At 47.0% G+C, this 26,073-nt stretch carries 18 protein-coding genes and 1 pseudogene; 13 read left to right on the top strand and 6 right to left on the bottom strand.

Annotation, left to right across the window (positions count from 1 at the left end; genetic code table 11):
• The first annotated feature begins 67 nt into the window (after positions 1 to 67).
• From QUA90_RS11310 to QUA90_RS11300, 3 genes are all read left to right on the top strand, one after another.
• Positions 68 to 3,763 (top strand): leucine-rich repeat domain-containing protein, encoded by a 3,696-nt coding sequence (locus QUA90_RS11310; protein ID WP_333445500.1) that lies wholly within the window; start codon positions 68 to 70, stop codon positions 3,761 to 3,763.
• 66 nt (positions 3,764 to 3,829) lie between these two features.
• The gene (locus tag QUA90_RS11305) at positions 3,830 to 4,342 is read left to right on the top strand and encodes a dihydrofolate reductase family protein (protein ID WP_333445498.1); all 513 of its coding nucleotides are present in this window, start codon (positions 3,830 to 3,832) and stop codon (positions 4,340 to 4,342) included.
• A 105-nt stretch (positions 4,343 to 4,447) separates the two neighbouring features.
• The gene (locus QUA90_RS11300) at positions 4,448 to 4,720 is read left to right on the top strand and encodes a hypothetical protein (protein WP_333445496.1); all 273 of its coding nucleotides are present in this window, start codon (positions 4,448 to 4,450) and stop codon (positions 4,718 to 4,720) included.
• 83 nt (positions 4,721 to 4,803) lie between these two features.
• Here the strand turns inward: QUA90_RS11300 and ileS are convergent, their stop codons facing one another.
• The 3 genes from ileS to QUA90_RS11285 all read right to left on the bottom strand — a co-directional run bounded on the left by ileS (position 4,804) and on the right by QUA90_RS11285 (position 9,210).
• Positions 4,804 to 8,394, bottom strand: coding sequence for an isoleucine--tRNA ligase (gene ileS, locus QUA90_RS11295; RefSeq protein ID WP_333445494.1), 3,591 nt, complete (start codon positions 8,392 to 8,394; stop codon positions 4,804 to 4,806).
• A 263-nt stretch (positions 8,395 to 8,657) separates the two neighbouring features.
• Positions 8,658 to 8,834: a hypothetical protein gene (locus QUA90_RS11290; RefSeq protein WP_333445492.1), complete on the bottom strand. Its 177-nt coding sequence runs from the start codon at positions 8,832 to 8,834 to the stop codon at positions 8,658 to 8,660.
• The gene (locus QUA90_RS11285) at positions 8,800 to 9,210 is read right to left on the bottom strand and encodes an Npun_F0494 family protein (RefSeq protein WP_333143934.1); all 411 of its coding nucleotides are present in this window, start codon (positions 9,208 to 9,210) and stop codon (positions 8,800 to 8,802) included. The genes QUA90_RS11290 and QUA90_RS11285 overlap by 35 nt, the downstream gene beginning before the upstream one ends.
• Before the next feature lie 130 nt (positions 9,211 to 9,340).
• Between QUA90_RS11285 and QUA90_RS11280 the strand changes: the two genes are divergently transcribed.
• On the top strand, positions 9,341 to 10,906 hold the full coding sequence (locus QUA90_RS11280; protein WP_333445490.1) for a tetratricopeptide repeat protein: 1,566 nt from the start codon (positions 9,341 to 9,343) through the stop codon (positions 10,904 to 10,906).
• Positions 10,907 to 10,947: 41 nt separating this feature from the next.
• On the opposite strand, the gene QUA90_RS11275 is transcribed toward QUA90_RS11280, so the two are convergent.
• On the bottom strand, positions 10,948 to 11,139 hold the full coding sequence (locus QUA90_RS11275; RefSeq protein WP_333445488.1) for a hypothetical protein: 192 nt from the start codon (positions 11,137 to 11,139) through the stop codon (positions 10,948 to 10,950).
• Between the two features lie 232 nt (positions 11,140 to 11,371).
• Between QUA90_RS11275 and QUA90_RS11270 the strand changes: the two genes are divergently transcribed.
• The 3 genes from QUA90_RS11270 to QUA90_RS11260 all read left to right on the top strand — a co-directional run bounded on the left by QUA90_RS11270 (position 11,372) and on the right by QUA90_RS11260 (position 16,796).
• Positions 11,372 to 12,847, top strand: coding sequence for a catalase (locus QUA90_RS11270; RefSeq protein ID WP_333445486.1), 1,476 nt, complete (start codon positions 11,372 to 11,374; stop codon positions 12,845 to 12,847).
• 288 nt (positions 12,848 to 13,135) lie between these two features.
• Complete coding sequence (locus QUA90_RS11265; protein WP_333329306.1) at positions 13,136 to 13,576, top strand: peroxiredoxin; 441 nt, start codon at positions 13,136 to 13,138, stop codon at positions 13,574 to 13,576.
• Between the two features lie 565 nt (positions 13,577 to 14,141).
• Entirely contained in the window at positions 14,142 to 16,796 is a 2,655-nt protein-coding gene (locus QUA90_RS11260; protein ID WP_333445484.1) for a C39 family peptidase, read from the top strand.
• Between the two features lie 96 nt (positions 16,797 to 16,892).
• Here the strand turns inward: QUA90_RS11260 and QUA90_RS11255 are convergent, their stop codons facing one another.
• Complete coding sequence (locus QUA90_RS11255) at positions 16,893 to 17,795, bottom strand: XDD3 family exosortase-dependent surface protein (RefSeq protein ID WP_333445482.1); 903 nt, start codon at positions 17,793 to 17,795, stop codon at positions 16,893 to 16,895.
• Positions 17,796 to 18,350: 555 nt separating this feature from the next.
• Between QUA90_RS11255 and QUA90_RS11250 the strand changes: the two genes are divergently transcribed.
• Positions 18,351 to 18,473, top strand: coding sequence for a hypothetical protein (locus tag QUA90_RS11250; protein ID WP_333331677.1), 123 nt, complete (start codon positions 18,351 to 18,353; stop codon positions 18,471 to 18,473).
• Positions 18,474 to 18,674: 201 nt separating this feature from the next.
• On the opposite strand, the gene QUA90_RS11245 is transcribed toward QUA90_RS11250, so the two are convergent.
• On the bottom strand, positions 18,675 to 18,890 hold the full coding sequence (locus QUA90_RS11245) for a hypothetical protein (RefSeq protein WP_333083847.1): 216 nt from the start codon (positions 18,888 to 18,890) through the stop codon (positions 18,675 to 18,677).
• 616 nt (positions 18,891 to 19,506) lie between these two features.
• On the opposite strand from QUA90_RS11245, the pseudogene QUA90_RS11240 reads away from it, so the two are divergent.
• The 5 genes and pseudogenes from QUA90_RS11240 to QUA90_RS11220 all read left to right on the top strand — a co-directional run.
• Positions 19,507 to 21,045: pseudogene (locus QUA90_RS11240) on the top strand (ferredoxin--nitrite reductase); the annotation flags it as partial.
• Between the two features lie 18 nt (positions 21,046 to 21,063).
• Positions 21,064 to 21,390 carry a 2Fe-2S iron-sulfur cluster-binding protein gene (locus tag QUA90_RS11235; RefSeq protein ID WP_333445546.1) on the top strand — a complete coding sequence of 109 codons (327 nt, stop codon included), beginning with the start codon at positions 21,064 to 21,066 and terminating at the stop codon, positions 21,388 to 21,390.
• A 91-nt stretch (positions 21,391 to 21,481) separates the two neighbouring features.
• Complete coding sequence (locus tag QUA90_RS11230) at positions 21,482 to 22,816, top strand: CmpA/NrtA family ABC transporter substrate-binding protein (protein WP_333083848.1); 1,335 nt, start codon at positions 21,482 to 21,484, stop codon at positions 22,814 to 22,816.
• Positions 22,817 to 22,982: 166 nt separating this feature from the next.
• Entirely contained in the window at positions 22,983 to 23,852 is an 870-nt protein-coding gene (gene ntrB, locus QUA90_RS11225) for a nitrate ABC transporter permease (protein ID WP_333331683.1), read from the top strand.
• 181 nt (positions 23,853 to 24,033) lie between these two features.
• Entirely contained in the window at positions 24,034 to 26,058 is a 2,025-nt protein-coding gene (locus QUA90_RS11220) for a nitrate ABC transporter ATP-binding protein (RefSeq protein ID WP_333385351.1), read from the top strand.
• The last annotated feature ends 15 nt before the right edge of the window (positions 26,059 to 26,073 follow it).

Raw genomic sequence — 26,073 nt, 5'->3', positions numbered from 1 at the left:
CGGGCAACTCCCCACCAAGCGAAAAATCCTGTCACAATAAAATGAATCCTACCGAGAGACAAAGGGCATGACGCGAGAGGAAGCAGTGCGGCGAATTGACCAAGCAGCCGAGGAAAAATTGACGGAACTGGATTTGTCGGGGCTGGGCTTGGAGGAGTTGCCGGGGGAGATTGGCAAGTGCACGCAGCTTGAGACGTTGCTGTTGGGGAAGTGGGATGAGGAGAAAAGAAAATGGGTTGGGAATAAGTTAACTGAGTTTCCTGATGCTGTTCTTCAATTAACCAACTTAAAAATACTTTCGCTTGTTAAAAATCAGATTACCGAAATCCCAGAGGCGATTAGTCAACTGTCCAATCTGTCACAACTTAATCTTAGTGACAATCAGATTACCAAAATCCCGAAAGCGATCGCTCAACTGTCTAACTTGACATTGCTTTCCCTCAATAGCAATCAACTCGCCGAAATCCCGGAAGCGGTCGCTCAACTTTCCAATCTGACACAGCTTATCCTTACTAACAATCAGATTACCAAAATTCCAGAGGCGATTAGCCAACTGTCCAATCTGAAAGAACTTAACCTCAACGTCAATCAAATCACCGAAATCCCCGAAGCGATAACTCAACTATCTAACTTGACATTGCTTTCCCTCAATGGCAATCAAATCGCCAAAATCCTGGAAGTGGTCGCTCAACTTTCCAATCTGACACAGCTTATTCTCAGTTCCAATCAGATTACCCAAATCCCAGATTCGATCGGGCAACTATCGAATCTGACACTGCTTGACCTCAATGGAAATCAGATTAGCGAAATCCCAGATGCGATCGGGCAACTGGCAAATCTGACACAGCTTGACCTCAGTAGGAATCAGATTAGCGAAATCCCAGATGCGCTCGGCAAACTATCCAATCTGACACTGCTTTACCTCAATGGCAATCAGATTAGCGAAATCCCAGATGCGCTCGGCAAACTATCCAATCTGACACTGCTTTACCTCAGTAACAATCAGATTACCCAAATCCCAGAGGCGATTGGGCAACTGTCCCATCTGACACGGCTTTTCCTAAATAACAATCACATTACAGCAATCCCAGAGGCGATAGGCCAACTATCCAATCTGACACTTCTTTTCCTCAATAGCAATCAGATTACCCAAATCCCAGAGGTGATCGGCCAACTGTTAAATTTGACATGGCTTCAGCTCAATAACAATCAGATTACCCAAATCCCAGAGGCGATCGGCCAACTGTTAAATTTGACATGGCTTCAGCTCAATAACAATCAGATTACCCAAATCCCAGAGGCGATCGGCGAACTATCCAATTTGACTGGGCTTCACGTCGAGAACAATCTGATTACCAAACTCCCAGAGGCGATGGGCAAACTGTCGAATCTGACAGAGCTTCAGCTCAATAACAATCAGATTACCGAACTCCCAGATGCGATTGGGCAACTGTCGAATCTGACAGAGCTTCAGCTCGATAACAATCAGATTACCGAACTCCCAGATGCGATTGGGCAACTGTCGAATCTGATACAGCTTTTCCTCGATAACAATCAGATTACCGAACTCCCAGATGCGATCGCCCAACTGTCGAATCTGACACAGCTTTACCTCAGTAGCAATCAGATTCAAACTATTCCTGAATGTTTGGAAACACTGCCAAAACTTGAAACACTCGACCTCCGCTGGAATCCCCTGCCCATTTTTCCCGAAGTTCTATGGCTCGCCCTGAGAGAAGACTCCGGTACTCCCGCCACCATATTCAACTACCTCCGCCAACTCCGCAGCGGTGAAGTTCTCCCCCTCAACGAAGCCAAAGTCCTCCTCGTCGGGCAAGGCAGCGTCGGCAAAACCTCCCTGATCAACCGCCTCACCGACAACAAATACAACCCCAACGAGCCCCAAACCGACGGACTCAACATCACAGACTGGCAAATTACAGTCAACACCAAACCAGTCAAACTCAACGTCTGGGACTTCGGCGGACAAGAAATCTACCACGCCACCCACCAATTTTTCCTTACCAAACGCAGCCTCTACCTCCTCGTGTGCAACTGCCGCACCAGCGAAGACGAAAACCGCCTCGAATACTGGCTAAAACTGATCGAAAGCTTCGGCGACGCTTCCCCCGTCATCCTCGTCGGCAACAAGTGCGACGAACAACCCCTGGATCTCAACCGCAAAGCCTTGCGCGACAAATATCCCAACATCAAAGCGATTATCGAAACCTCTTGCCAAAGCGGAACCGGCATCGACGAACTCCGCAGCGCCATCCACACGGAAATCTCCCAACTCAAAGAAGTCTACGATCTTTTGCCGCTAAGCTGGTTCCAAGTCAAGCAGCGCCTGGAAAACCTCGACAAAGACATCATCAGCATCAGCGAATACGCCACCATCTGCGCCAAAGAAAACATCTTTGAAGAAACCGACCAAACCCAACTGATCGGACTGCTGCACAACCTGGGCATTGTCCTCAACTTCCGCGAACACCCCATCCTGCAATCCACCAACATCCTCAATCCGCACTGGGTGACAGAAGGCATCTATGCCCTCCTCAGCGACGAGGAACTCAAAGTCAAAACCAAAGGTATTCTCTCCTACGCCGACCTCAGCCGCATCCTCGACTCAAATAAATATCCCAGCCGCCGCTACCACTGCCTCACCGGGTTGATGGGCGAATTTGAACTCTGCTTCCCCGTCAGCCATTGTCCCGCGCCGACTTTCCTCATCCCCGGCATCTTGCCCAAAGAACAACCGGAAAACACCAAACTCCAAGGCGAAACCCTGGAATTTCAATATCACTACCGCATCCTCCCCGAAAGCATCCTCTCGCGCTTCATCGTCCTCATGCACGACAAAATCCACAACTGCACCCACTGGCGCACGGGGGTTATGCTGGAGTACAGGGAAGGCGCTGAAGTATACAACATCGCCCGGATCAAATCTGACCCGGAAGATAAGAAAATCTTTATTGCCGTTAGCGGGCGGGAATCGACGCGGCGTTCTTTCCTCAGCATGATTCGCGATACGTTTACCAAAATCCACAAATCTTTTGCCAATCTGGAAATCAGTCAATGGGTGCCGGTTCCCGGTTATCCCGATGCCGATCCGCTGGATTATGATGAATTGCTAGGGCTGGAGGAGATGGGCCAGACTGAGGTTCTGATCGGCAAACTTAAAACGCGTCGGAATTTGCGGCAGTTGCTGGATGGGTATGAGTCGATCGAACATCGGCGCAGAAACCAAATGGGCGATGAAAAATACGGAAGAGAATATGATGACATTGTAGATATCGCTAAACTAGCAGTTAGTAGACCAATTATTAATAAAGCCTCAGCAAAAATGACTCAAAATTCTTCTGAAACCAACAACTTTCAAGGTGCTTTTCAAGGTGCTAACTTTTCCGGCAATATCGGCGGTTCGTCGAACAGTGCCGAAGTTGCGGGCAATCAATCCCTGCAAAACAATAACGCCAAGACCGCCGAACTTTTCAAACTGATTTCCTCCATGCGTGAAACCGCCGATCAGTTTCCCGAAGACATCCGCGAGGGGATAATTATTGATATTGAAGATGTTGAAACCGAAATCAAGAAACCGGAAAACCAATGGAATAAAACTCGATTAAAGAAAAGCTTAACAGCTCTTTTAGCGGCGGGTACTGCGATCGGAGTTGGCATCGCAGGCGTGACTGATTTTGCTAATACGGCGATCGATGTCGGTCAAAAGCTGGGTATCGAACTCAAGCTACCGTTAGGACGCTAAATCATTTAAAATTAAGGTGATTGGGGCGATGAGCGCCCCAATCATTCCAAAAACCTGGGTTTTGCCATGCGTAAAATTGTACTATTCATTGCATCTAGTTTGGACGGTTATATCGCGCGATCGAACGGCGATATTGACTGGCTGTTTACCGACCAAAATTACGGTTATAATAAATTCTTAGATAGCATCGATACGGTTCTCATGGGTCGGAAAACTTACGAACAAGTTCTAACTTTTGGCGAGTATCCGTACCAGGAAAAAAAGAGTTATGTTTTTACGAAAAATCTAGATTTTCAAGCAACTTCTGATGTCGAAGTGGTAACATATTTAGAGACTTTTGTCAATGATTTGCGCTTGCTTGACGGCAAAAATATTTGGTTGGTGGGAGGTTCTCTGCTGATTCGCGATTTCCTGAATCAAAACTTTGTCAACGAAGTGATTCTCTCGGTTCATCCGCTTATTTTGGGCGAGGGAATTCCTTTATTTGTTAATCCCATAAATACTACAGCTTTGCAGTTAACTGGATGTCAGACATATAGTTCGGGTATGGTTCAGCTATCTTACGATGTCGCCACTTGAGGGCGCACCCAATTGCTAAGTCGCTTGCAAAATACTGTCACTTGATTATCAAAAAACGTAAGATAAAACTTAGTAGTTTGGCTGATGAGGAAATGTGTTTGCTACTTGTTGCTATTGATATCTTTTTTCTGGGCGCTTCCTGCTGAGGCATCTGTATGCCACAACGATCGAGGCCGCGAGATTTGCATTGTCGATATCAAACGCAGTGCGAAAAACTATTGGGAATACAGGGTAATTCTGAGTGTGGATGGAGTGAAACAGCCTCTGGAAGTCTACAATTGCCGCGATCGCACTACAGTGAAGAAAGATGGAACTGTTTTGGCGTTTGGACAAAACAACCCTGGTGAAATCGTCTGCGGTTTTTTTAATCAGAAATAAGCAAATGAAGTTATTGTAAGGTGCGCTTCGGGCTGAATGTGGCTACCACAAACTCAAAAATTTTTCCCGAAGCGCAGCCTACGTTAGAATTTGCCGTCTACTGCTGATACGCAGCGTTCGCAAATTAGCGGATGTTCGATCGACTCGCTGACGTGAGTCGAGTAATTCCAGCAACGATCGCACTTTTCCCCGTCTGCTTTGACCACACCAATCGCCAACTCTGGAGACTGATAACTGTACGGCAATTCTTGCAGGATTGCATTCGATTCTACCAGTTCCACTTCCGAAGTAATGAACAAATACCGCAATTCGTCTACACCCTTGCCGATCATTGTAGAATCGTGCCCTGCAGCTATGGAAGCAGGAATTTCTGGTTTGGGATCGATCGCAACTAATTCTGCTTTCTGGATTTGGGGTGTTTCTGCAAACACTTGTTCGGCTGGGGCTGCGAGTGCGATCGCCTCTGTTTCTACAAGCACAAGCGCTGTATCTAATGCCGGTGCGAGGACGATCGCCTTTGTTTCTGCAAGCACAAGCGCTGTACTCCTGCCCACCACATCTGCTGTCAGGAAATCAATTTGTTCTGCAATTTTTTGACGGTTGGCGGCAAACAGCAAGTGACGGAAAGCAAACCAGATTGTAAATAAGATGCCTATGACTTCAAAGAGGCCTCCCAACATCGGAATCTGATTCATCGTATCCAAAATCGCCAGCGTTACTCTGCCCGTTACTAACACAGAGGCTAACAGCCCAAGTGTTACCAGCGCTTGTTGGTATTCTGTAAAAAAGTTGCCCGCGTATTCAGGCAAATTAGCTAAAAACTCGGCGGCTTGATCTAAGATTGGCTGCGAATCGGAAGCAGACAGTTCAGGGACAGAATACTCTACTATCTGAGAAGGTTGATCGCTCTTTTCTGCGATCGTTTCCGCCTCAACATAAATTTTGTTTTCTGTCAAGACTTTGGCAACTTTTGCTGCTTGTTCTTCCTGTCGATCTTGTGCTGCTTTTGCCTTCTCCTCTGCTGCTAACTCGATGACTGAATTTTGCGATCGCACATAATCGACCAATTCTTCGCTGCTGGGATTCAAAGCTTGCAATTGCTGTCTTTTCTCAACATCGGGAACGTACAGCAAAACCTTAGCTTCCAAAGAAGAACCGATCGCCTTTTCCATCCGGGCTTTTTCCAAAACCTTGTTAACTTCGCCGCGCACTTGTCGCAAATACTGCCAGCGAGTAGCCAATTCTGGATTGTGCCATGAAGCATCAATTTGCACCCAGCCCGCTTCAAACACGGACTTGTAAGGAGTCGGATAGGGAAGGTACTGCCAAATATCCTCAGCCATGTGACACAACACAGGTGCGATCGCCCTTGCTAAATTCTCCACAGCAATGGCAATCACCGTCTGACAACTGCGGCGGCGAAGGGTATCTGTCGCGCTGATGTAAAGTCTGTCTTTGGCAATATCCAAGTAAAAATTAGACAAATCCACCGTGCAGAAATTCTGCACAGTTTGGAAAAATCGGGAAAATTGGAAGCTTTCAAAAGCATCTTGGACTTCCGCAAAAACCTCGCCCATTCTGTGCAGCATATAGCGATCGAGTTCCGGCAATTCCTCGTAAGCAACGGCATCTTTTGCCGGGTCGAAGTCGTGCAAATTGCCCAGTAAAAACTTAGCTGTATTGCGAATTTTGCGGTAAACATCCGATTGCTGTTTGAGAATGTTTTTGCCCAAAGGCACGTCTGCTGAGTAGTCTACCGAAGACACCCACAAGCGCAAAACATCGGCTCCATATTCCTTAATTACGGCTGCCGGATCGACGACATTGCCTTCAGATTTGCTCATCTTGCGGCCTTTTTCATCGAGGACAAAACCGTGAGTCAAAACAGTTTTGTAAGGAGCAACGCCGTTAGTTGCTACACTGGTCAGCAAGCTGGATTGAAACCAGCCGCGGTGTTGGTCTGAACCTTCCAAATAGATATCAGCAGGATAGTTTAATTCCGATCGACCTTTGGCAACTGCGGCCCAAGAAGAACCGGAGTCAAACCATACATCCATCGTGTCTGTACCCTTGCGGTAAGTGCGGCCGTTATTGCGGTAAGATTCCGGCAGTAATTCGGCGATCGACAATTCCCACCAAGCATCGGAACCGCGTTCGGCAAAGATGGCTTGCACATGGGCGATCGTTTCTTCATTTAACAGCGGTTCGTTGGTTTCTTCGTCGTAGAATACGGGAATCGGAACGCCCCAAGTCCGCTGGCGAGAAATACACCAATCCGATCGATCGCCCACCATTGCAGTAATCCGATTTTCCCCTTGGGCGGGAATCCAATTCACCTCGGCGATCGCTTTTAATGCTTCATCTCGGAACCCTTCAACGGAGGCAAACCACTGTTCTGTCGCCCGAAAAATAGTCGGCTTTTTCGTGCGCCAATCGTAAGGATAAGAGTGAGCGTAACTTTCCTCTTTAATCAAACAATTTGCTTCTGCAAGGGCATCAATCACTGCGGCATTGCCGTTTCCGAGGACATTTAAACCTGCAAACTGTCCGGCTTCTGCGGTGAAATTTCCGTTTTCGTCTACGGGTGTTAAAACTGGCAAACCGCAGCGTTTTCCTACTATAAAGTCTTCTTGTCCGTGTCCCGGTGCGGTGTGCACTAATCCCGTCCCGGAATCAGCGGTAATGTAGTCGCCGCCGGCAACGATCGGACTTTCGCGATCGAACAGCGGGTGTTTGTAGATGCAGCCTTCTAATTCTTTGCCTTTGAAGGTGGCAAGTATTTTTAATTGAGTGTTAAAAGTTGCCGACAGCCGATCGACCGCATCGACAGCTACTAACATAAATTGTTGTGCGATGTGGGAATTTGCCGGCGGTTCCACCACCGCATAAGTCAATTCGGGATTAACTGCGATCGCCAAGTTTGCCGGAATTGTCCAGGGAGTAGTCGTCCAAATCGCCGCCCAGAGGCTCGGCATATAGCGCTTGAGCTTCGTTTGCAGGGATTTTGACAATTTTTTCACATGAAAGCCGACGTAGATGCTGCGCGACGTGTGGCCTTCGGGATATTCCAATTCCGCTTCGGCGAGGGCTGTTTTCGAGCTCGGGCTCCAGTGAACAGGTTTGAAGCCGCGGTAGATGTAGCCTTTGAGAACCATTTGACCGAAAACGCCGATTTGAGCCGCTTCGTATTCGGGTTTCATGGTTAAATACGGGTGTTCCCAGTCGCCCCAAACGCCGTAGCGCTGGAAGGATTCGCGCTGCTGTTCCATTGTTTGCTGCGCGAAGGCGGAGGCTTTGCGGCGGAGTTCGATCGGCGTAAGATTGAGTCGCTCCTCCGATTTCATGTTCTGCAATACTTTAAGTTCGATCGGCAATCCGTGACAATCCCAACCGGGCACGTAGCGGACTTTTTTGCCGCGCAGCATTTGGTAGCGGTTGATAAAATCTTTGAGGATTTTGTTGAGGGCGTGGCCGATGTGAAGTTGTCCGTTGGCGTAGGGGGGCCCGTCGTGGAGGATGAACAAGTCGCCTGGGTTATTTTCCGAAAGGCGATCGTAGATTTCTTGATCGGCCCAAAATTGTTGCAATTCTGGTTCCCGTTTGACGGCGTTGGCGCGCATATCAAACTTGGTTTTGGGCAGATTTACGGTGTCTTTGTAAGATTTAGCTTCCATTTTTGAGAAACGTTTTATGTAGTTAGTTGTTAGTAGTTAGCGGTTATTTGAAAGATGATATCAAGTCCGGTTAAATAATCATAATTAAGTTTGTAGTGACAACTTTAGTCATCTCTCGTCATTGAAGAGCTGACAACCAGATATTTTAGTATAAGCGATCGACCGCACATTTGATCGAAGCAAATCCGTAGGGTACTCTCTCTTCTCCCTGCTCCCCGCCCTCTGCGCCCTCTGCGGTTAATCATTCATAAACCTAGGTGGCGCTACTCAGTCAGCCAACTGAACATTTCACCGACGGTGAGATTAAAGGATTCGGCAAAGGTTGGAACGGGGATGCGATCGCCCGGTTCTTCAAAAACTGCTATGGTGCGATCGCGGTTGAACTCGCCGTCAAGCGAGAAAAGGTCATAGAAATAGTCCCAACCCGCGGCTAACGGCATTTCCCATGCGATCGCACAATGACGCGGCTGGCACTCCCTGTCCTTCCTGTTCCCATTTTTCCACGAGTTGGCGGCCTAGGGGCGTGAGGCGAAAACTGTCGGTAATCCCTTGTCCATCTACTTCCCGCCGCAACACGCCGACTTGGATCAGCCACAGTAGGGAGTTTTCGGCTACGAGTTCGGATACGGGCGATCGGGTGTAGCCGCTTTCGACACCGGAATTTGAGGCGATCGCAGTTAGGAAAACGCTGTTATCGCGGATGGTCTGGAAGAAGTGTAATTGAAAAGGGGAACAGCGAACGGCGCGATCGGCTCTTTTGACAGTGCGATCGGGATAACTAATAGATTTAAACGCTTCGGATGGGATAAAAGTCATTGAGAGAATTTCTGAACAGCTACTATATTTTTAATTGTTACAGATTTATAGTCAAACTGGAGTTGTGAAAAGCATACCAAGTTCAGAGGAAGTAGACTAGGCTTATCGAACTTAGAAATAAAGAAAGATTATGCCTTTACCAAAAGTTCCTAAAAAATTCTTGCCCAAGTTAACCTCAGTTTTCTTATTGTTATACGTGGCAGCGACACTGCCGTGGTTTACCAATCGCCTCACCTCCTTTGCTTATATTGTTCAAGCGATTGTGCAGCGTAGTCAAAATGCAGAAGATGAAGAGATCGCAGCTTACCGCCAAGCCATTAAAGTTGACCCTCAGTTTGCTTGGGCTTACAACTTACTCGGCAATGCGCTTTCTGACAAGTGGAAATTTAATGAAGCAATAGCAGCTTACCGCCAAGCCGTCCAAATAGATCCAAACGATACCAAAGCTTATAAAAGTCTGGGCCATCTGCTGTTTTTTTTCCAAGGCAAACCAGATGAAGCGATCGCAGCTTACCGCCAAGCCATCCAAATAAATCCCAATGATGCCGAAGCTTACAGCCGTTTAGGTTGGGCCCTAAAGCAACAGGGGAGATTAGATGAGGCGATCGCAGCTTACCGCCAAGCCATCCAAATAGATCCCAATGATGCTGAAGATTACTACTATTTAGGTGCGATTTTTCAGAAACAGGGGAAACTGGAAGAGGCGATAGCGACCTCTCAAAAAGCGATTCAATTCCACCCTAAAAATGACAGTGCCTACAACAGCCTGGGCGTGTTCCTGAACGAGCAGGGGAAACAAGATGAAGCGCTCGCCACCTATCAAAAAGCGATTCAACTCAACCCTAAAAATACCCAAGCTCACATCAATTTAATTTTTACTTTACAGCACCAAGGGAAGTTCGATCGAGTAATTGAAGCCTGTAAGAGGGCAATTGCGTTAGACCCCAACTCTCTGACTGTTAAATTATTTCTCAAAGAGACGGAACGGCTCTTAGCTCTGCGAAAAAATCCGCAATTGTTGGCTAGTCCAGAGCGATTGCCCAGTTTAAAAGATGAACCTTTTGTTTCATTAAAGCGGTCGGTTGTCCGAGTTATTGTTAAAAGTTCTTCCGAGTTAAATTATGGTACTGGCTGGGTGGTAAAACGGCAAGGAAACAAAGGTTGGGTTGTTACCAATCGCCATGTGGCAACGGCTGGCAAAAATACACCCCAGGGCGATAAAAAAATTGAAGTTGAATTTTACAGTAAACCGCTCTCAAGCGAATTCCGCAAGCGGAAACCCGCTAAGAGTGTTAAAATTACTGCTGCCTCTGACAACCTAGATTTAGCTTTACTAGAAGTCACCGACATTCCGAAAGATATTCAGCCTTTGCCCCGATCCTCGGCCTCTGTTGCCCTCAACGCACCTATCCGCATTATTGGATATCCCTACACGACCGAGGATTTGACAGTTGCAACAGGAGAAGTCATCACCAAGACTGACCGAGAGTTAGAAATGTCTGCAATTATAGCTCGCGGTAATTCTGGTAGTCCCGTATTAGACCAGCAAAATCGCGTTGTTGGCGTTGTGTGGAAAGGTAGTTACACCATCAGTCGAACACAGAATCAAGAGCTGGTTATATCTGGTACTGGTACTGCTGCTGCTTTGCCGATCCAATCAGTTACACAACAACTGAAAGATTGGGGTATTGATTAGGCAATTGCTGTAATGCTTTAGGTTTTAAAAATGGAAGGTTTTTAGGCATAAACTTTCCTGGATTCATAAGTGTCTGAGGCTTCGGGAGCTTCTAAATTCAGAACTTCGTGTAATTCATTAATAGAAAGAATCCTGAGACAAACATCAGACTCTAATTCATAGACTTCGGAAAATGACTCAATAGCTTCTTTGAGTTTATCAATATATTTTTCTGGAGTATTGCCTGGTCCCACCAAGCCATTTTTGAAACACAAATAAACCCACTAATCAGCACTTTTTGTGATAATTTTCGTGTAGGAAATAATTATATTATATTGGTAAATTAGTTTTAATTGAATCAGCAAAATTTGCAAACATACTAATAATTTAACAAAAAATTGACCATCAGAGAATTACCTCCGCAGATAGACCTCCTTCCCAGCAAGCTATACAATAGTTAGGATGCAGCAATCAATTTACCCAACTATGACCGAAGACAAAACATTGACAACCGCTAGCGGAATTCCCGTTGCAGATAACCAGAATTCCTTGACAGCAGGTGAACGCGGGCCTATCCTCATGCAGGATTTTCACCTGATGGAAAAGCTGGCTCACTTCAACCGGGAACGCATTCCTGAGCGCGTTGTCCATGCCAAAGGAGCCGCTGCATTTGGCACGTTCACGGTCACCCATGACATTACTCGCTACACCAAAGCTCAGCTATTCTCAGAAGTTGGCAAAGAAACTCAGGTTCTCCTCCGTTTCTCTACAGTAGGCGGCGAACAAGGTTCAGCGGATGCCGAACGTGACCCCAGAGGTTTTTCGATCAAGTTCTACACCGAAGAAGGAAACTGGGATTTAGTAGGCAATAACACCCCTGTTTTCTTCATCCGCGATCCGCTCAAATTCCCTGATTTGATCCACACCCAAAAGCGCCATCCCCAAACGCATCTCAAAGATGCTGACGCAAAGTGGGATTTCTGGTCGCTGAGTCCAGAAGCTTTGCATCAAATAACTATTCTGTTTTCCGATCGCGGTACGCCGAAAAACCACCGCCACATGGACGGTTTTGGCAGCCATACGTTCAGCCTCATCAATGCTCAAGGAGAACGGGTTTGGTGCAAATTCCACTTCAAAACCATGCAAGGTATTGATAATTTCACCGCCGAAGAAGCGACGCAGATCAAAGGCAAAGACCCCGATCATGCGACTCGCGATTTGTTTGAGGCGATCGAGCAAGGTAATTATCCCAAGTGGCGGTTTTGCATTCAAGTAATGACAGAAGCCCAAGCCGCAGAGTATGGCGAAAGCCCTTTTGACTTGACAAAAGTGTGGAAGCACTCAGAGTTTCCGTTAATTGACGTGGGAATTCTTGAACTCAATCGCAATCCACAAAACTTTTTTGCTGAGGTAGAACAGGCGGCATTTTCTCCTTCTAATGTCGTTCCAGGTATTAGTTTCTCTCCAGATAAAGTGCTGCAATCTCGCATCATGTCTTATCCAGATGCTCAACGCTACCGTCTCGGTGCAAACTATCAGCAATTGCCTGTCAATCAACCAAAGTGTCCGGTGATGCACTATCAACGGGATGGCGCAATGGCACCGGGTAACAACGGTGGTAGCGGGCCGAACTACGAACCCAACAGCCACGAGGATGCGCCGAAGCAAAACTGTGTTTATGCTGACCCAGCTTGGGACTTAGGAAATGTCAAAGTCGATCGCTACGATCACCGTAAGGGCAATGACGATTACACCCAAGCAGGAGACCTTTATCGCTTGATGAAACCCGACGCACAGCAGCGGCTTATAGCTAACATTGTGGAAAGTTTGAGTGCAGCAAAACCGGAGATTCAGATGCGCCAACTGTGCCATTTTTTCCGCGCCGATCCGAATTACGGCCGCCAAGTCGCAGAAGGTTTAGGAATTGCGATCGATCCGTCTATGATACCCGCTGCTGCTTAATCGGTTGGTGTCTAGAACCCGCGAATATTCAATTAGACATATCGAATAATTCTTGTGGGTAGGCATCCGGCCTGCCCTTAATTTGCTTTTTTTAGAAATGTCTATTGAAACTATGGCTGAGGTGAACCATTTTAGGTCGCGTCCTAGGTGCAAATTAAATGCAGTCAAGCTTAACGTCATTAAGTAAGGGGCGATCGCGATTTTTAGCAATGGTCTCTTGAAAAGGCACAGAACCAAGTAAAATAACTTGAGGAAGTGCAATAAAAACCAAACAAGGGAAACCAAACTATGACATTACCAGTTGGGTGCGCGGCGCCTCAATTTACCGCCAAAGACACGAACGGCAAAACAGTATCCCTCTCCGAATTTGCCGGTAAAACCGTAATCCTGTATTTCTACCCGAAAGATGACACCCCCGGCTGCACAAGACAAGCCCAAAGCTTCAAAGCAGCCCATGAAGAATACAAGGGCAAAGATATAGTAGTTCTCGGTGTCAGCCGAGACAACGAGGAATCGCACCAAAAGTTCACAGAAAAATACGGTTTGCCTTTCCAGCTATTAGCAGATGTTGATGGCACGATTACCAAAGCTTACGATGTCGAGAAAGGCGATTATGCCAAGCGCGTTACTTTCGTCATCGACGGCACCGGCAAAATCATTCAAGTTTATGAGGGCGACACCATGAAAGTTGACACTCATGCTCAAGATATTCTCGTCACCATAGTTTAGTCGAAGTTTAGCCGATCGCACTAACACTCCTGCACGCACCAAACGGCTAAAAACCCGGTTCCTTCCTAAGATGCCTCGTTGCTATAGGCAATCTTCTCCTAGGAACCGGGTTTTTTTCGTAAGTCCTGACTCAGCCAGTGATATCATTTCCGGTTACACTCCTTATGATGTTGACTGTTGACGGTTGACTGTTGACGCCGTGAACAGTCAACAGTCAACAGTCAACAGTGAACTCGAATTTACTATTCCGATGCTAACGGATTTGATATGAGGGGTCAAAGGTACAGGGGGAAGCAACTTACTCAAACTAAATTCTTTCCCTCAAAACTTACACCACAAATCCGCTTAAACAGGCATATATTCGGTTAAGGTGCTTATTCTACGCCTAAAGTGAGATTTGTGGGGCAACTCCCGCCAATAATTAAAAACTTATGCTGGAAAAGGCATTAACCGCCCGTAGGCTAAATCTAGGGGCGATTTTGTCCTGGTTCAGGTCATTGTGTTTAATAAAATCAGAAGTTATCCTTGCTTTAGCTGAATAATTAAGTAGGTAGGGGGATAGATAATGACAAACAGCAACATTATTTTAAGTTACTTAGGCCCGCGAGAAATTGAGGTCAATAGAGCCGGTGTCTTAGTTGGCACTTTTGACAAAAATCTAGTGGCAGCGATTTCAGCAACAGAAGGCTCAAATGCCCTGAATGTAGGGATAAATCTCTCTAGAGGCATTTGGAACATCAGTTTAGAAAAAGGATTCGATAGCACAGGAACTCGCACAGTGCAGGTGAGGGCAACTGATAAGACCGGCAAAGTTATCGGCCAACAAACAATTAACATCAAAGTTAATCCTGCTTCTGTGTCACCCGCTCAATTTTTCACTTTAATTACTCTCACAGATACCAAATTCAAAGCCGGAACACTACCCGCGAGCAATCTCAACGAGCTGCAAAAAGCGGACATACCAGCAGGGAAAATTTATCAAGTTAGCGACTACGAGTTAGAAGACGGACATCTGAATGTTCAACTAAATAATCCAATTTACCCGGTGGGAAAGTCCGGCTTTTTCTACGAAAAACACGTACTCATCACCAAAGGCGCAAAAATTCTCATATTCGATCGCGCCGAGTTGCCGGTTCCGCCGCCTGGAATGCAGTTACTGTGGGTGATAAAAAAGACCTGGTTAAAGTTCACCCCTGCAGATTCTGGAACTTTAGGACAAACTCAGAAATTACAATTTAACGCGGGAGAAACTTTCAATATTCTTGGCTACGCTTGCGTGGAAAACCATTTCCGAGTCGCTTTTGCTGCAGCAGTTCCTAACTTAGGAACTTCGGGATTTCTGTACTGGCTGCACGTCCAAATTTTGCGAGACGGCAAGGGAATTGAGTATGATAGAAATGCGGTTACGATGACTGTAATCAAAACGACTGTGTTTAAAAAGCGGCCGATAAATGCCGCTAGCCTGCCACCCCAAGAAAAAATTACCTTGCCGGCGGGAATGATTTACGGAATTGCCGGATTCTTGATCGAACAAAGCCACATTAAAGTCTCGCTGACCGAGAATTTGCCGCAATTTGGCAATACGGGTTTCATTTATCCCGATTTTGTGCAATTCAGTCGGGGTGGCAAATCTTTCAATCCCGCTGTGAATTTAACTTATCAAGGGCCGTCAGAAGTTTTAGTAAATCAGCCCATCGTCCTTAGGGGTACTTATGATCGGCAACAAGCAGCAAAAATTGAGGTGATAGCTGAGGATACATTGCCCCTCAGCGTCACGCTAAACCAAGAGACCAGCACTTGGCAAGTTAATTTGTCTAAAGGATTTAGCGTAGCGGGAGCTCGGTGGCTCAGGTTGCGGGCAACTGACAGCAAAGGCAACGTTACTGGCAGCCAAATAATTTACATTGCCGTAACTTCCGATCCGCTAACTGTCGGACGAGGTTTGACCTTAAAGATACTTTCTGACACATTGTTTAAGGTAGCTCCCCTTGATTCTTCCCGGCTCAACAATCAGCAAAAAGTTTTTGTCAAAGCAGGCCAGACGTTGGCCGTTAGCAAATACGGATTTATTGACGGGCATCTCAAGGTGGTTGTGGATTCAGCAATTTGGCCTGTCGGCACTTTTGGCTATTTTTATGAACCCGACGTTCAGCTTGCCAAAGGTACTCAAATCCTAAGATTTGACCTGGCTGACGTACCCAATAGTAACGTCAGCGCTCAACTGTTGGTAACTCAAACAACTCAGATTAAAGCTAAACCCGAAGATTCATCGAAACTGCCTGCCGATCAAATTGCTGACCTACTTTTAGGCACTACCTATGCCATTACTGGTTATGCCTGCATTTTGGGGCATTTCCGAGTAACTCTAGCCGAATCAATTCCCGGTTTCGGCAATATCGGATTTATTTATTGGCAGGACGTTAAAATTAAAAAAGACGGCAAAGAAGTTCCCTTTGACCCGGATGCTTTGACGATGACTATTCTGCAAGCAACTGTGTTTAAAAAACGGCCAGTAGATGCTGCTAGCCTGAGCAGTACCGAGAAAACTCCGCTGCCTTTAGGTCGAGTTTACGGCGTGAACAGCTACGGTGCGGAAGGATCTCACCTGAAAGTTTCTCTGACTGAAGAACTGCCGAATTTTGGCAATACAGGTTATGTTTTTCCTAGTTTTGTTCAGTTCAAGCGGGGAGATAAAATTTTCGATCCGGTTCCGAACAATGTGGAATTGAACGTGCCGTATTTTTCGCAGCGGGACAATCCGCGTTTTGACTGGTCTACTTGCAACGTAACTTCGATCGCCATGGTGCTTTATTATTATGGCCTTCGTTCTCAGTGGGGCGGACAGTTGGAGGATGAGTTGTTGCAGTGGTGTTTCGACTATGCCGGCCAGGGTTCTCAAACGGATCACAGTGTGCTTTCCGCGCTGATTCAGGCCTACGGGTTTAAGACGAGTTTTAGTACGACTCGCAAATGGGCCGAGGTGCGATCGGAATTGCTAAATCGGCGGCCAGTAGTTTTAGCCGGAGATTTTACTGCAGCGGGTCACATTCTTACTGTCATTGGCTACAATTCTCAGGGTTATATAGTGCAAGATCCTTGGGGAGATGCACTCACTGGTTACAGCGATACTGAGGGGAGAAAGTTGATGTATCCCTACAGTTATGTCAATCAAGTGGCTGGGCCAGATGGGAATGTTTGGGCACATTTTATCTATCCATAATCTACTCTACTGTTGGCAATTTGTGAGGCACTACGCCTATTAGTAAGGTGTGCATAACAGCTATTCGTAAGGTACTTAATGCACACCCTACCTAACTTAAAAAATCTTCCGCTTAATTTTGCGTTTTGCTGCGCCAATACCTAGAATCCCAAATCCGGTTAAAGTACCGAAGATAGTAGAAGGTTCCGGTACGGCTTCAGCAGATTCTTTTTCAAAAGAGCCTTTAATAGCGATCGCATCGTTAGCGCACTCGGCAAAAAAGTTAGCAATATAGTTCCCCGAAGGCATTGAGGATTTATTGAAACTGAATCCAATTGTTTGAGAACCTACTGCATTAAACTGAGCGAAATCAAGACCGAGGGCGCTCAAAGTTGCTGGCGTTAAAAAAATAATTTCTCCTACTTTTGTACCCGTAGCTATTGAGTTGAGAATCGTCGAGTTTCCTGTTTGTAGAAAATAGGGGTTTGTGGCAGCTAAATCGCCCATTGATGGGGTTCCGCCTTGAGATGCCACTACCGTATTGAATTGATTTAAATTGCTAAAGCCAGAGTTAGTTTGGGTGACGTTTTTCGCTGTAACATTTGTGTAAACGCCTGTTGTCGCCACGCCGGAGTCATTTCCGGCGGCAAAGCGGATACCAAACAAGCTGCCGTTTGCGTTAGCTGTATTGAAGTTTTGACCGGAAAAATTGAAGAATAAATCGCCGTAGTTGATGTTGCCTCTTTGAGCTAGTGGGTCGGCATATCCTGCTAAACTTAGATTAGAATTGATGGCGATGAAAGCTGTATCTGATGTTTCTTTGATGGCGATGCCGTAAAATTCAAATTCCCCGCCGCCGATTTGGGGCCCTGTCACGCCGTCGTTGAAGGAATCGATCGCATAGTTCCATCCGTTAGATAGCGTTGCTGCTGTAGCTTTTTGTTGCTGTAGTGCGAAAAGGGCACAGAAAATAGCCACTGAGTAAGTCCAGTGGATGCTGTTTTTAGCAATGGATTTCATAAAATGCTCCCTGGGAATTATTGTTAAATTGTCAAGTCTGCTCGCTCGACTGTTTTTAATTTTCAGTCAATCATATATTTCGCCTGAATATATTAAAATATTGCTAAAAATTTGGTCTGGCGATCGCATTATATCAACTATATTGGTTAAAAAAACTCACCAATGGCAGTAACTAAATACAGGATTTATGCAGGCACAGTATAAAGTATGGCTGCATAAGTCTTGTATAGGTGCAAATAAACCAACTACCGGGTTTAGGCGGTTGAGTCCAGCCATAAACTGTCTGCAAGTCAATATCCAGGCTATACCGGCCCCTACAAAATGTTATTGTTTTTTCCTGCCGCTCGACTTAATTGATTTTTTATCAATTACCAATGAATTTTGACAAAAGTGGGCGTGATGTTGTAGATGCCGATGCCTGCTTCTGTTAATATTTGGATTGTTTGATTAATAATTTTCATACATTGTCTTTCATTTCCAGCCCTGTTCAATAGACCTCTCCAATAATTATTGTGGAACAGGCATCCTGCCTGTTCAAGACAGGCTTTTCTGGAAATGTCTAATAATTATAATTACGTTGCTTGGGATGACTTCATTCCTCAAACTCCTCAAATGCCGATCGCGCACAACAATTTTATTAATTTTACTATCAGCGTTCAACCCAACAGGCTCTCATGAATCAGCACTTTTTCTGTAAGTGCCGCCCAAAGCGAGAATTGGATAATCAAAAAAAATCATACGGCAAGAACGATCGCACGTTTTTAGAACACCCAATTAACTTTCTGCCCTACATCCGCAGGCATGGTGGGTTCCTTCTAACTCCGTCGGTGGTTTCTACACTTGCAGCGCTGCATAAATCCATCAAATTTTTAAATGCTGTTAATATATCGCCGACAGTTCGTTGACTATCTTGACTCTTCCCTTGAGCACAGAACGCAGCAGGCGGTTAATCGAATGTCTGTATTCATCGTCGAGAGAGTCATCCAAAACAGCAGCCATCAAGCCGTAGCGATCGGCTAAAGTCAAACAACCCGTATCCGTAACAGAAGCAAGCATTTCGGAAATAGCGCCGGGGAGAAGTTGAACTAAAAACATGAGACATTCCCTGAATTCGATGCTTATATCATCTCTCTTTCTTGGAAAATCAAGAGTGACGCTGGCATAGCACACAATGTGATGTTTTGAGGCAAACTGTGTGACAGCGACCCCTCTAATGTTGTGACGATCTCTTTCTAAGTCTGCGATCGCACTCACAACATTAATTTTAGATATTCCAATTTCCCCCTCTCCCCTCCTAAATCTAAAGATTTAGAGAGATTTTTCGGTTTTGGGGGTGTCTTTACCCATTTCCCATGTATAAAACGCATCGGCCCTATGCGAAATATTCATAAAACTCAATATTTTGTAAAAATAGCTACGAATATTTACAATCGTGGGCTTTACATTAGCTCATAACAAAGGTGCATCGAAACGCAGCGATCAACCGAATCATCGGTAGGTAGCAACTATAACCATAAATAGTTTGGCGACGTTCGAGCCAGTACCCAGTCAAACTCAAGTTTACAGAAGACCAACCATGCTTAAAAGAAATTCCATCTAGTAACTAAATATACAGTTTTAAATCCATACAGTCACTAAGGTTAGCAGGAAACACACACTTTATGCTCCAAGTCAATACCTCCCCACACAAGTCAGCAGCGAGGGTAAACCGATGACCCAAACAGTAGAACCCAAAGCCCAAGCGAGCCTGAACAAGTTTGAAAAACTCAAAGCCGAAAAAGATGGCTTAGCATTAACAGCCGAACTCGACCACTTCGCCGCCATCGGCTGGGAAGCAATGGACGAAATCGATCGCGAGCACCGCCTCAAATGGCTCGGCATCTTCTTTCGGCCAGTAACTCCCGGCAAATTCATGATGCGGCTGCGCTTGCCCAACGGCATCATTACTAGCAATCAAACCAGAACCCTAGCAGAAATCGTCCAACGCTACGGCGACGACGGCAGCGCCGACATCACCACCAGACAAAACCTGCAATTGCGCGGAATTCGCATCGAAGACGTACCCGACATCTTCCGCCGCCTCAAAGAAGCGGGCATGACCAGCATCCAGTCTGGCATGGACAACGTGCGTAACATCACCGGTTCCCCAGTCGCGGGCCTGGACGCCGACGAACTGATTGATACGCGGGAACTGGCGAACCAAGTCCAAGACATGATTACGAACAGCGGCGAAGGCAACCCCGCGTTTTCAAATTTGCCGAGAAAGTTTAATATTGCGATCGCAGGCTGCCGCGACAACTCAGTCCACGCAGAAATCAACGACATCGCCTTCGTACCCGCTTACAAAGACGGCAACATCGGCTTTAACGTTTTAGTCGGCGGTTTCTTCTCCGCCAAACGCTGCGAAGCTGCAATTCCTCTCAACGCATGGGCAAGTCCTAGCGACGTTGTAGATTTGTGCAAAGCAATTTTAACTGTGTTTCGCGATCAAGGCCCGAGAGCAAACCGCCAAAAATCGCGACTGATGTGGCTGATTGACGAACTCGGAATCGAACAATTCCGAGCCGAAGTCGAACAAGAATTAGGTCGCACTTTGCCCGCCGCCGCGCCGAAAGATGAAATCATCTGGGAGAAACGCGACCACATCGGCATCTACCCCCAAAAACAATCAGGGCTCAACTATGTAGGGCTGCACGTTCCAGTTGGACGGCTGCAGGCATCGGATTTGTTCGATTTGGCCAGAATCGCCGAGGTTTACGGCAGCGGCGAGCTCAGGCTGACTGTGGAAGAAAACGTGATTATTCCCAACGTTCCCGACTCGCGGATTGAATCGCTGGTCAAAGAACCGCTGTTGCAGCGTTTTTCCATCGACCCCGCACCGCTAACGCGAGCCTTGGTTTCCTGTACCGGCGCCAAGTTTTGCAACTTCGCCCTCATCGAAACCAAAAGCCGCTCCGTGGCAATGATTGAGGAACTCGAAGCCGAACTGTCAGTTCCCAAACCTGTCAGAATTCACTGGACGGGTTGCCCCAATTCCTGCGGTCAACCCCAGGTAGCAGACATTGGTTTGATGGGAACAAAAGTTCGCAAGAACGGCAAAACCCTCGAAGGTGTAGACATTTACATGGGAGGCACAGTTGGCAAAGACGCTCATTTGGGTGCTTGCGTCCAAAAAGGCATTCCTTGCGAAGACCTCAAACCGCTGCTGCATCAACTGTTAGTCGAGCAGTTTGGCGCAGTTCCCAAACAGATTACAGGGGATGTAGCTGTGCTGAACCGGCAACTGCAATTGACGGTTGAGGAGGGCGAAACAGCAGTCTCGGCAGCCAAACCTCAGACATCTACTGTTATTTTCGCTCGATCGGGCAAAGAAGTTGCTTGCAGCGAAGATGAGTTCATTCTCGATGTTGCCGAACGGGCAGGAGTCGAACTTGACAGCAATTGCCGGTCGGGAAGCTGTGGCACTTGCCAGCAAAAACTCCTAGAAGGCGAAACGGTCTACGACAGCAAACCAGACGCGGCGGCAGATTTAGAACCAGGGTTCATTTTAACTTGCAGCGCGCGGGCGATCGGCAAAGTGTCGATCGACGCCTAATCTAATAAAGTGAGGTGCGATGCAAAGGTCGCGAATCAATCTCACATCTCACATTTCCACCATCTCAAAGTACAACAACAATTCAAGACAAATGAGCAACCTTTCTAGAAGAAAATTCATCATCACCGCCGGAGCAACAGCAGCCGGCACCCTCCTAGCCCACGGTTGCAGTTCCGGTTCGACCACATCTAACGGAGGTGCAACCCCCGCAGCCGGTGGCGCATCACCCAGCGCTGCCCCAGCAGTCAACATCAACCCTGCCGACGCCCCAGAAGTTACCGCAGCCAAACTCGGATTCATCGCCCTCACCGACGCAGCACCCTTAATCATCGCCCAAGAAAAAGGGTTATTTGCCAAGTACGGCATGAAAGACGTACAAGTTACCAAACAAGCATCTTGGCCAGTTACTCGCGACAACTTAGAACTCGGTTCCGACAAAGGTGGCATTGACGGAGCCCACATCTTATCTCCGATGCCTTACCACATGACATTAGGCACTATTACCAAAGGCAATCAGCCAGTGCCGATGTACATTGTCGCCCGGTTAAATACTAACGGTCAGGCAATTTCCCTCAGCAAAAAATACCTAGATTTAAAAGTAGGTACAGACAGCGCACCTCTGAAAGCAGCTTTTGCAAATCAAAACGTTCCTATTGCTATGACCTTTCCCGGCGGCACCCACGACTTGTGGATACGCTACTGGCTAGCAGCCGGCGGTATTAATCCAGATACAGATGTTTCCGTGATTCCCATACCGCCGCCCCAAATGGTAGCGAACATGAAATCTGGCAGCATGGAAGCCTTTTGCGTAGGCGAACCTTGGAATGCTCAGCTCGTTACTCAAAAGGTAGGATACACCGCCTTAATAACTGGAGAAATGTGGAAAGATCATCCTGAAAAAGCTTTAGGTTTAAGAGGAGATTGGGTTGACAAAAACCCCAAAGCTGCAAAAGCAATTACAATGGCCGTACTGGAAGCCCAGCAGTGGTGCGACAAGGCAGAAAATCACGATGAGATGTGCCAAATTATCTCTCAAGATAAGTGGTTAAAAGTTCCAGTAGCAGATATTATCGGTCGCTCTAAAGGTCAAATTGACTACGGTACCGGCCGCATTGAAGCTGCCAGCCCTGTGGCGATGAAATTCTGGGCCGATAATGCTTCGTATCCCTACAAGAGTCACGATGCTTGGTTCTTAGCTGAAAATATTCGCTGGGGTTATATCCCAGCAACTACCGACATCAAAGCAACCGTTGATAAAGTTAACCGGGAAGATATTTGGAAAGCAGCAGCGACAACACTTGGCGTCCCCGCCGCCCAAATTCCTACTACTACTTCTCGCGGTGTCGAAACCTTCTTTGACGGCGTGAAGTTTGACCCAGAAAAACCAGAAGAATATCTGAAGAGTCTGGCAATCAAAAAAGCATAATTAGTTGGTTGAGTGTTGAGTGTTGACTGTTGACACTTGACAAATACCTAAAAGTGACGGTGTTGAACAGAGTGAAACGCAGGGTGCGTTCCACCAACTAAACCAGTTGAACTCTGTTCAAAGTATCTAAAAATAATCGATTATTCACAATACTGCAAAAAGAAAAATGGCAACAAACCTCGCTGTTACTAAAAGCAAAAATCCAGTAAATTTCGTTCTGGATCATGTTCAAAAAAACCGCCGAAAAATCATCCGCCCGCTGGTAGCAATTACAGTTCTGCTGATAATCTGGCAAATCCTCTGCAATAGTCCCGACTCCAGCTTGCCAGGGCCAATCAAAGCTGTCCAAGAAACCTGGAATCTGATTATCAATCCGTTCTTCGACAACGGCGGTACAGACAAAGGCTTGTTCTGGCAAATTTTTGCTAGCTTGCAGCGGGTGGCGATCGGCTTTACTTTGGCAGCAGTTCTCGGCATCAGTTTAGGCATCCTGATCGGTACAAACTCCCTAATGTTCGATGCTTTAGACCCGCTGTTTCAAGTATTCAGAACTATCCCGCCCCTGGCTTGGCTGCCGATCGCCCTGGCTGTATTTCAACAGTTCAATCCCTTTGAAGGTCTGGGGATGAAAGCTAACGAAGTTTCAGCACTTTTCGTAATCTTAATTACAGCAATTTGGCCGATTCTAATTAACACCACAGTAGGGGTTCAACAAATACCCCAAGACTACAGAAACGTCGCCCGCGTCTTGCGCCTCCCTAACCAAAAATACTTCTGGAAAATCCTGCTTCCCTCTTCTGTTCCTTACATCTTCACTGGCTTGAGAATTGGCATCGGTTTGTCTTGGCTGGCGATCGTAGCTGCGGAAATGTTAGTCGGCGGCGTCGGCATCGGCTTCTTCATCTGGGACGCTTACAACAGTTCTCGACTCAGTGCAGTGATTCTAGCAGTGCTTTATGTAGGAATCGTCGGTTTGATTTTAGACAGAATCGTTGGTTTCATCGCGTCCAAAGTTGTTCCCGAAGAACAGAAATAGAATTTGGGCATCGGGCATCGGGCATCGGGCATCGGGCATCGGGCATGGCGAATGGGGAATGGGGAATGGTTGCCAACTACAAACTGGTAGAAATGAGTTGTAAATTAATGCCCAATGCCCAATGCCCAATGCCCAATTAATAATCAGCATCATACAAATTACAAACTAACCTAAAATTACCATGTCAGTATTTGTTGAAGTAGACCACGTTGACCGTGTATTTAATTTGCCCAATGGAGAGCAATACATCGCTCTTAAAAATATCGAACTGAAAATTAAAAAGGGAGAATTCATCACCTTAATTGGCCACTCGGGCTGTGGCAAATCTACGCTGCTAAATATCATCGCCGGCCTCGACAAAGCAAGTCAGGGCGGGATTACTTTAGAAGGGCGCGAAGTCCGCGATCCAGGCCCGGATAGAATGGTGGTGTTTCAAAATTACTCGCTGCTACCTTGGCTGACGGTGCGCGAAAATATTGCCCTAGCAGTAAATGAAATTTACAGCGGCAACTCTCCAGAAGATCGCGAGTTGGTGATCGAACACCACATTAAATTAGTGGGACTCGGACACGCCGCCGACAAACGCCCAGGCGAAATTTCTGGGGGGATGAAACAAAGAGTTGCGATCGCCCGCGCCCTGGCGATTCGCCCGAAATTGCTGCTGCTAGACGAACCCTTCGGAGCTCTCGACGCTTTAACTCGCGGCGGTTTGCAAGACCAGTTGATGAAAATTTGCGAGGAAAGCAAAGTCACCAGCGTGATGGTAACTCACGACGTGGATGAGGCTTTATTACTGAGCGATCGCATTGTGATGCTCACCAACGGCCCGGAAGCGCAAATCGGGCAAATCCTCGAAGTGAACATTCCCCGCCCCCGCAAGCGCATGGAAGTTGTCAACCATCCGAGTTACTACGCACTGCGTAACGAAATGGTTTACTTCCTCAACCAGCAAAAGCGGGTCAAACAGCGTCGGGCCAAACAACAACCGCCTGTCATCGCCCGCAACGGTTTGGAAAAAATCAACCTCGACATCGGCTTTATTCCCCTCACAGACTGCGCCCCCTTAGTAGTAGCTAAAGAAAAAGGATTCTTCAAAGCCCACGGCTTGGAAGAAGTTACTCTCAGCCGCGAACCTAGCTGGAAAGCGATCGCCAAAGGAGTCGCCGAAGGACGGCTGGACGCGGCGCAAATGGTCGCAGGAATGCCGATCGGGATGCTGTTGGGCCTCGACGGTGAAGCCCCTGTACCCGTCTGTAGCGCTATGACGCTCTCTCGCAACGGCAATTCGATTGTTTTCAACAAAGACCTCTACAGACAAGGCATTCGGACATTAGAGGATTTCAAAGCTGCGATCGCCAAGACTCCCGATAAAGTTCACACCTTGGGCATGGTACACTCTGCCTCCATGCACAATCTGCTGTTCCGCTACTGGCTGGCCGCCGGTGGCATCGACCCGGATCTCGACGTGGGCTTGACCGTGATTCCGCCCCCGCAGATGGTATCGAATTTAAAAGCAGGCAACATTGACGGTTACTGCTCAGGCGACCCCTGGAACTCCCACGCAGTCAACAGTGGTACGGGTTTTGTTATGGCCCGTTCCCTCGATATTCTGCCCGGACACATCGAAAAAGTTCTCGGTGTTAGTGAAGATTGGGCTCAGAAATATCCTCAAACCCACCTCGCCCTCGTCAAAGCGCTTTTGGAAGCCTGCGAATACTGCGATGACCGGCGCAACCGCGAAGAAGTCCTAGCATTGATTAGCCAAGAACAATACATTGGCGCCGATCCGAAAGACATCCGTCCAGGGTTCATCGATCCGTACAACTCTGGTACGGAGGCAGAACCAGAAATGCTCTACAATTTCAACCAGTTCTCTGTTGACAAAACCAATTTTCCAGACCGCCTAGAAATGGTGTGGGTGATGGCGCAGATGGCTCGCTGGGGACTGATCCCGTTCCCGAAAAACTGGGTGGAAGTGGTCGATCGAGTTTTGCGGCCCGATGTTTTTGGTCAAGCAGTGCGCGAATTGGGTTTGCCGGATATTGCCAGAGATCGCCGGACGATCGAGCTATTTGACGGCACTGTGTTTAATCTCGACGACCCGATCGACTATCTTCACAATGTCAAAATCAAACGTGCCGTCCGCATTGAAGAAATCTTAATTGAACAAATAGGCAGTCAGTGTTCCATCAAACTGCCAGCATAACCAGCAAATAGGAAG

Origin of the sequence: Microcoleus sp. D3_18_C4, assembly GCF_036702355.1 — a bacterium.
Lineage (GTDB): Bacteria > Cyanobacteriota > Cyanobacteriia > Cyanobacteriales > Microcoleaceae > Microcoleus.
Note: the sequence above shows the minus strand (reverse complement) of the source record. Positions and strands in the feature narration are given on the sequence as shown.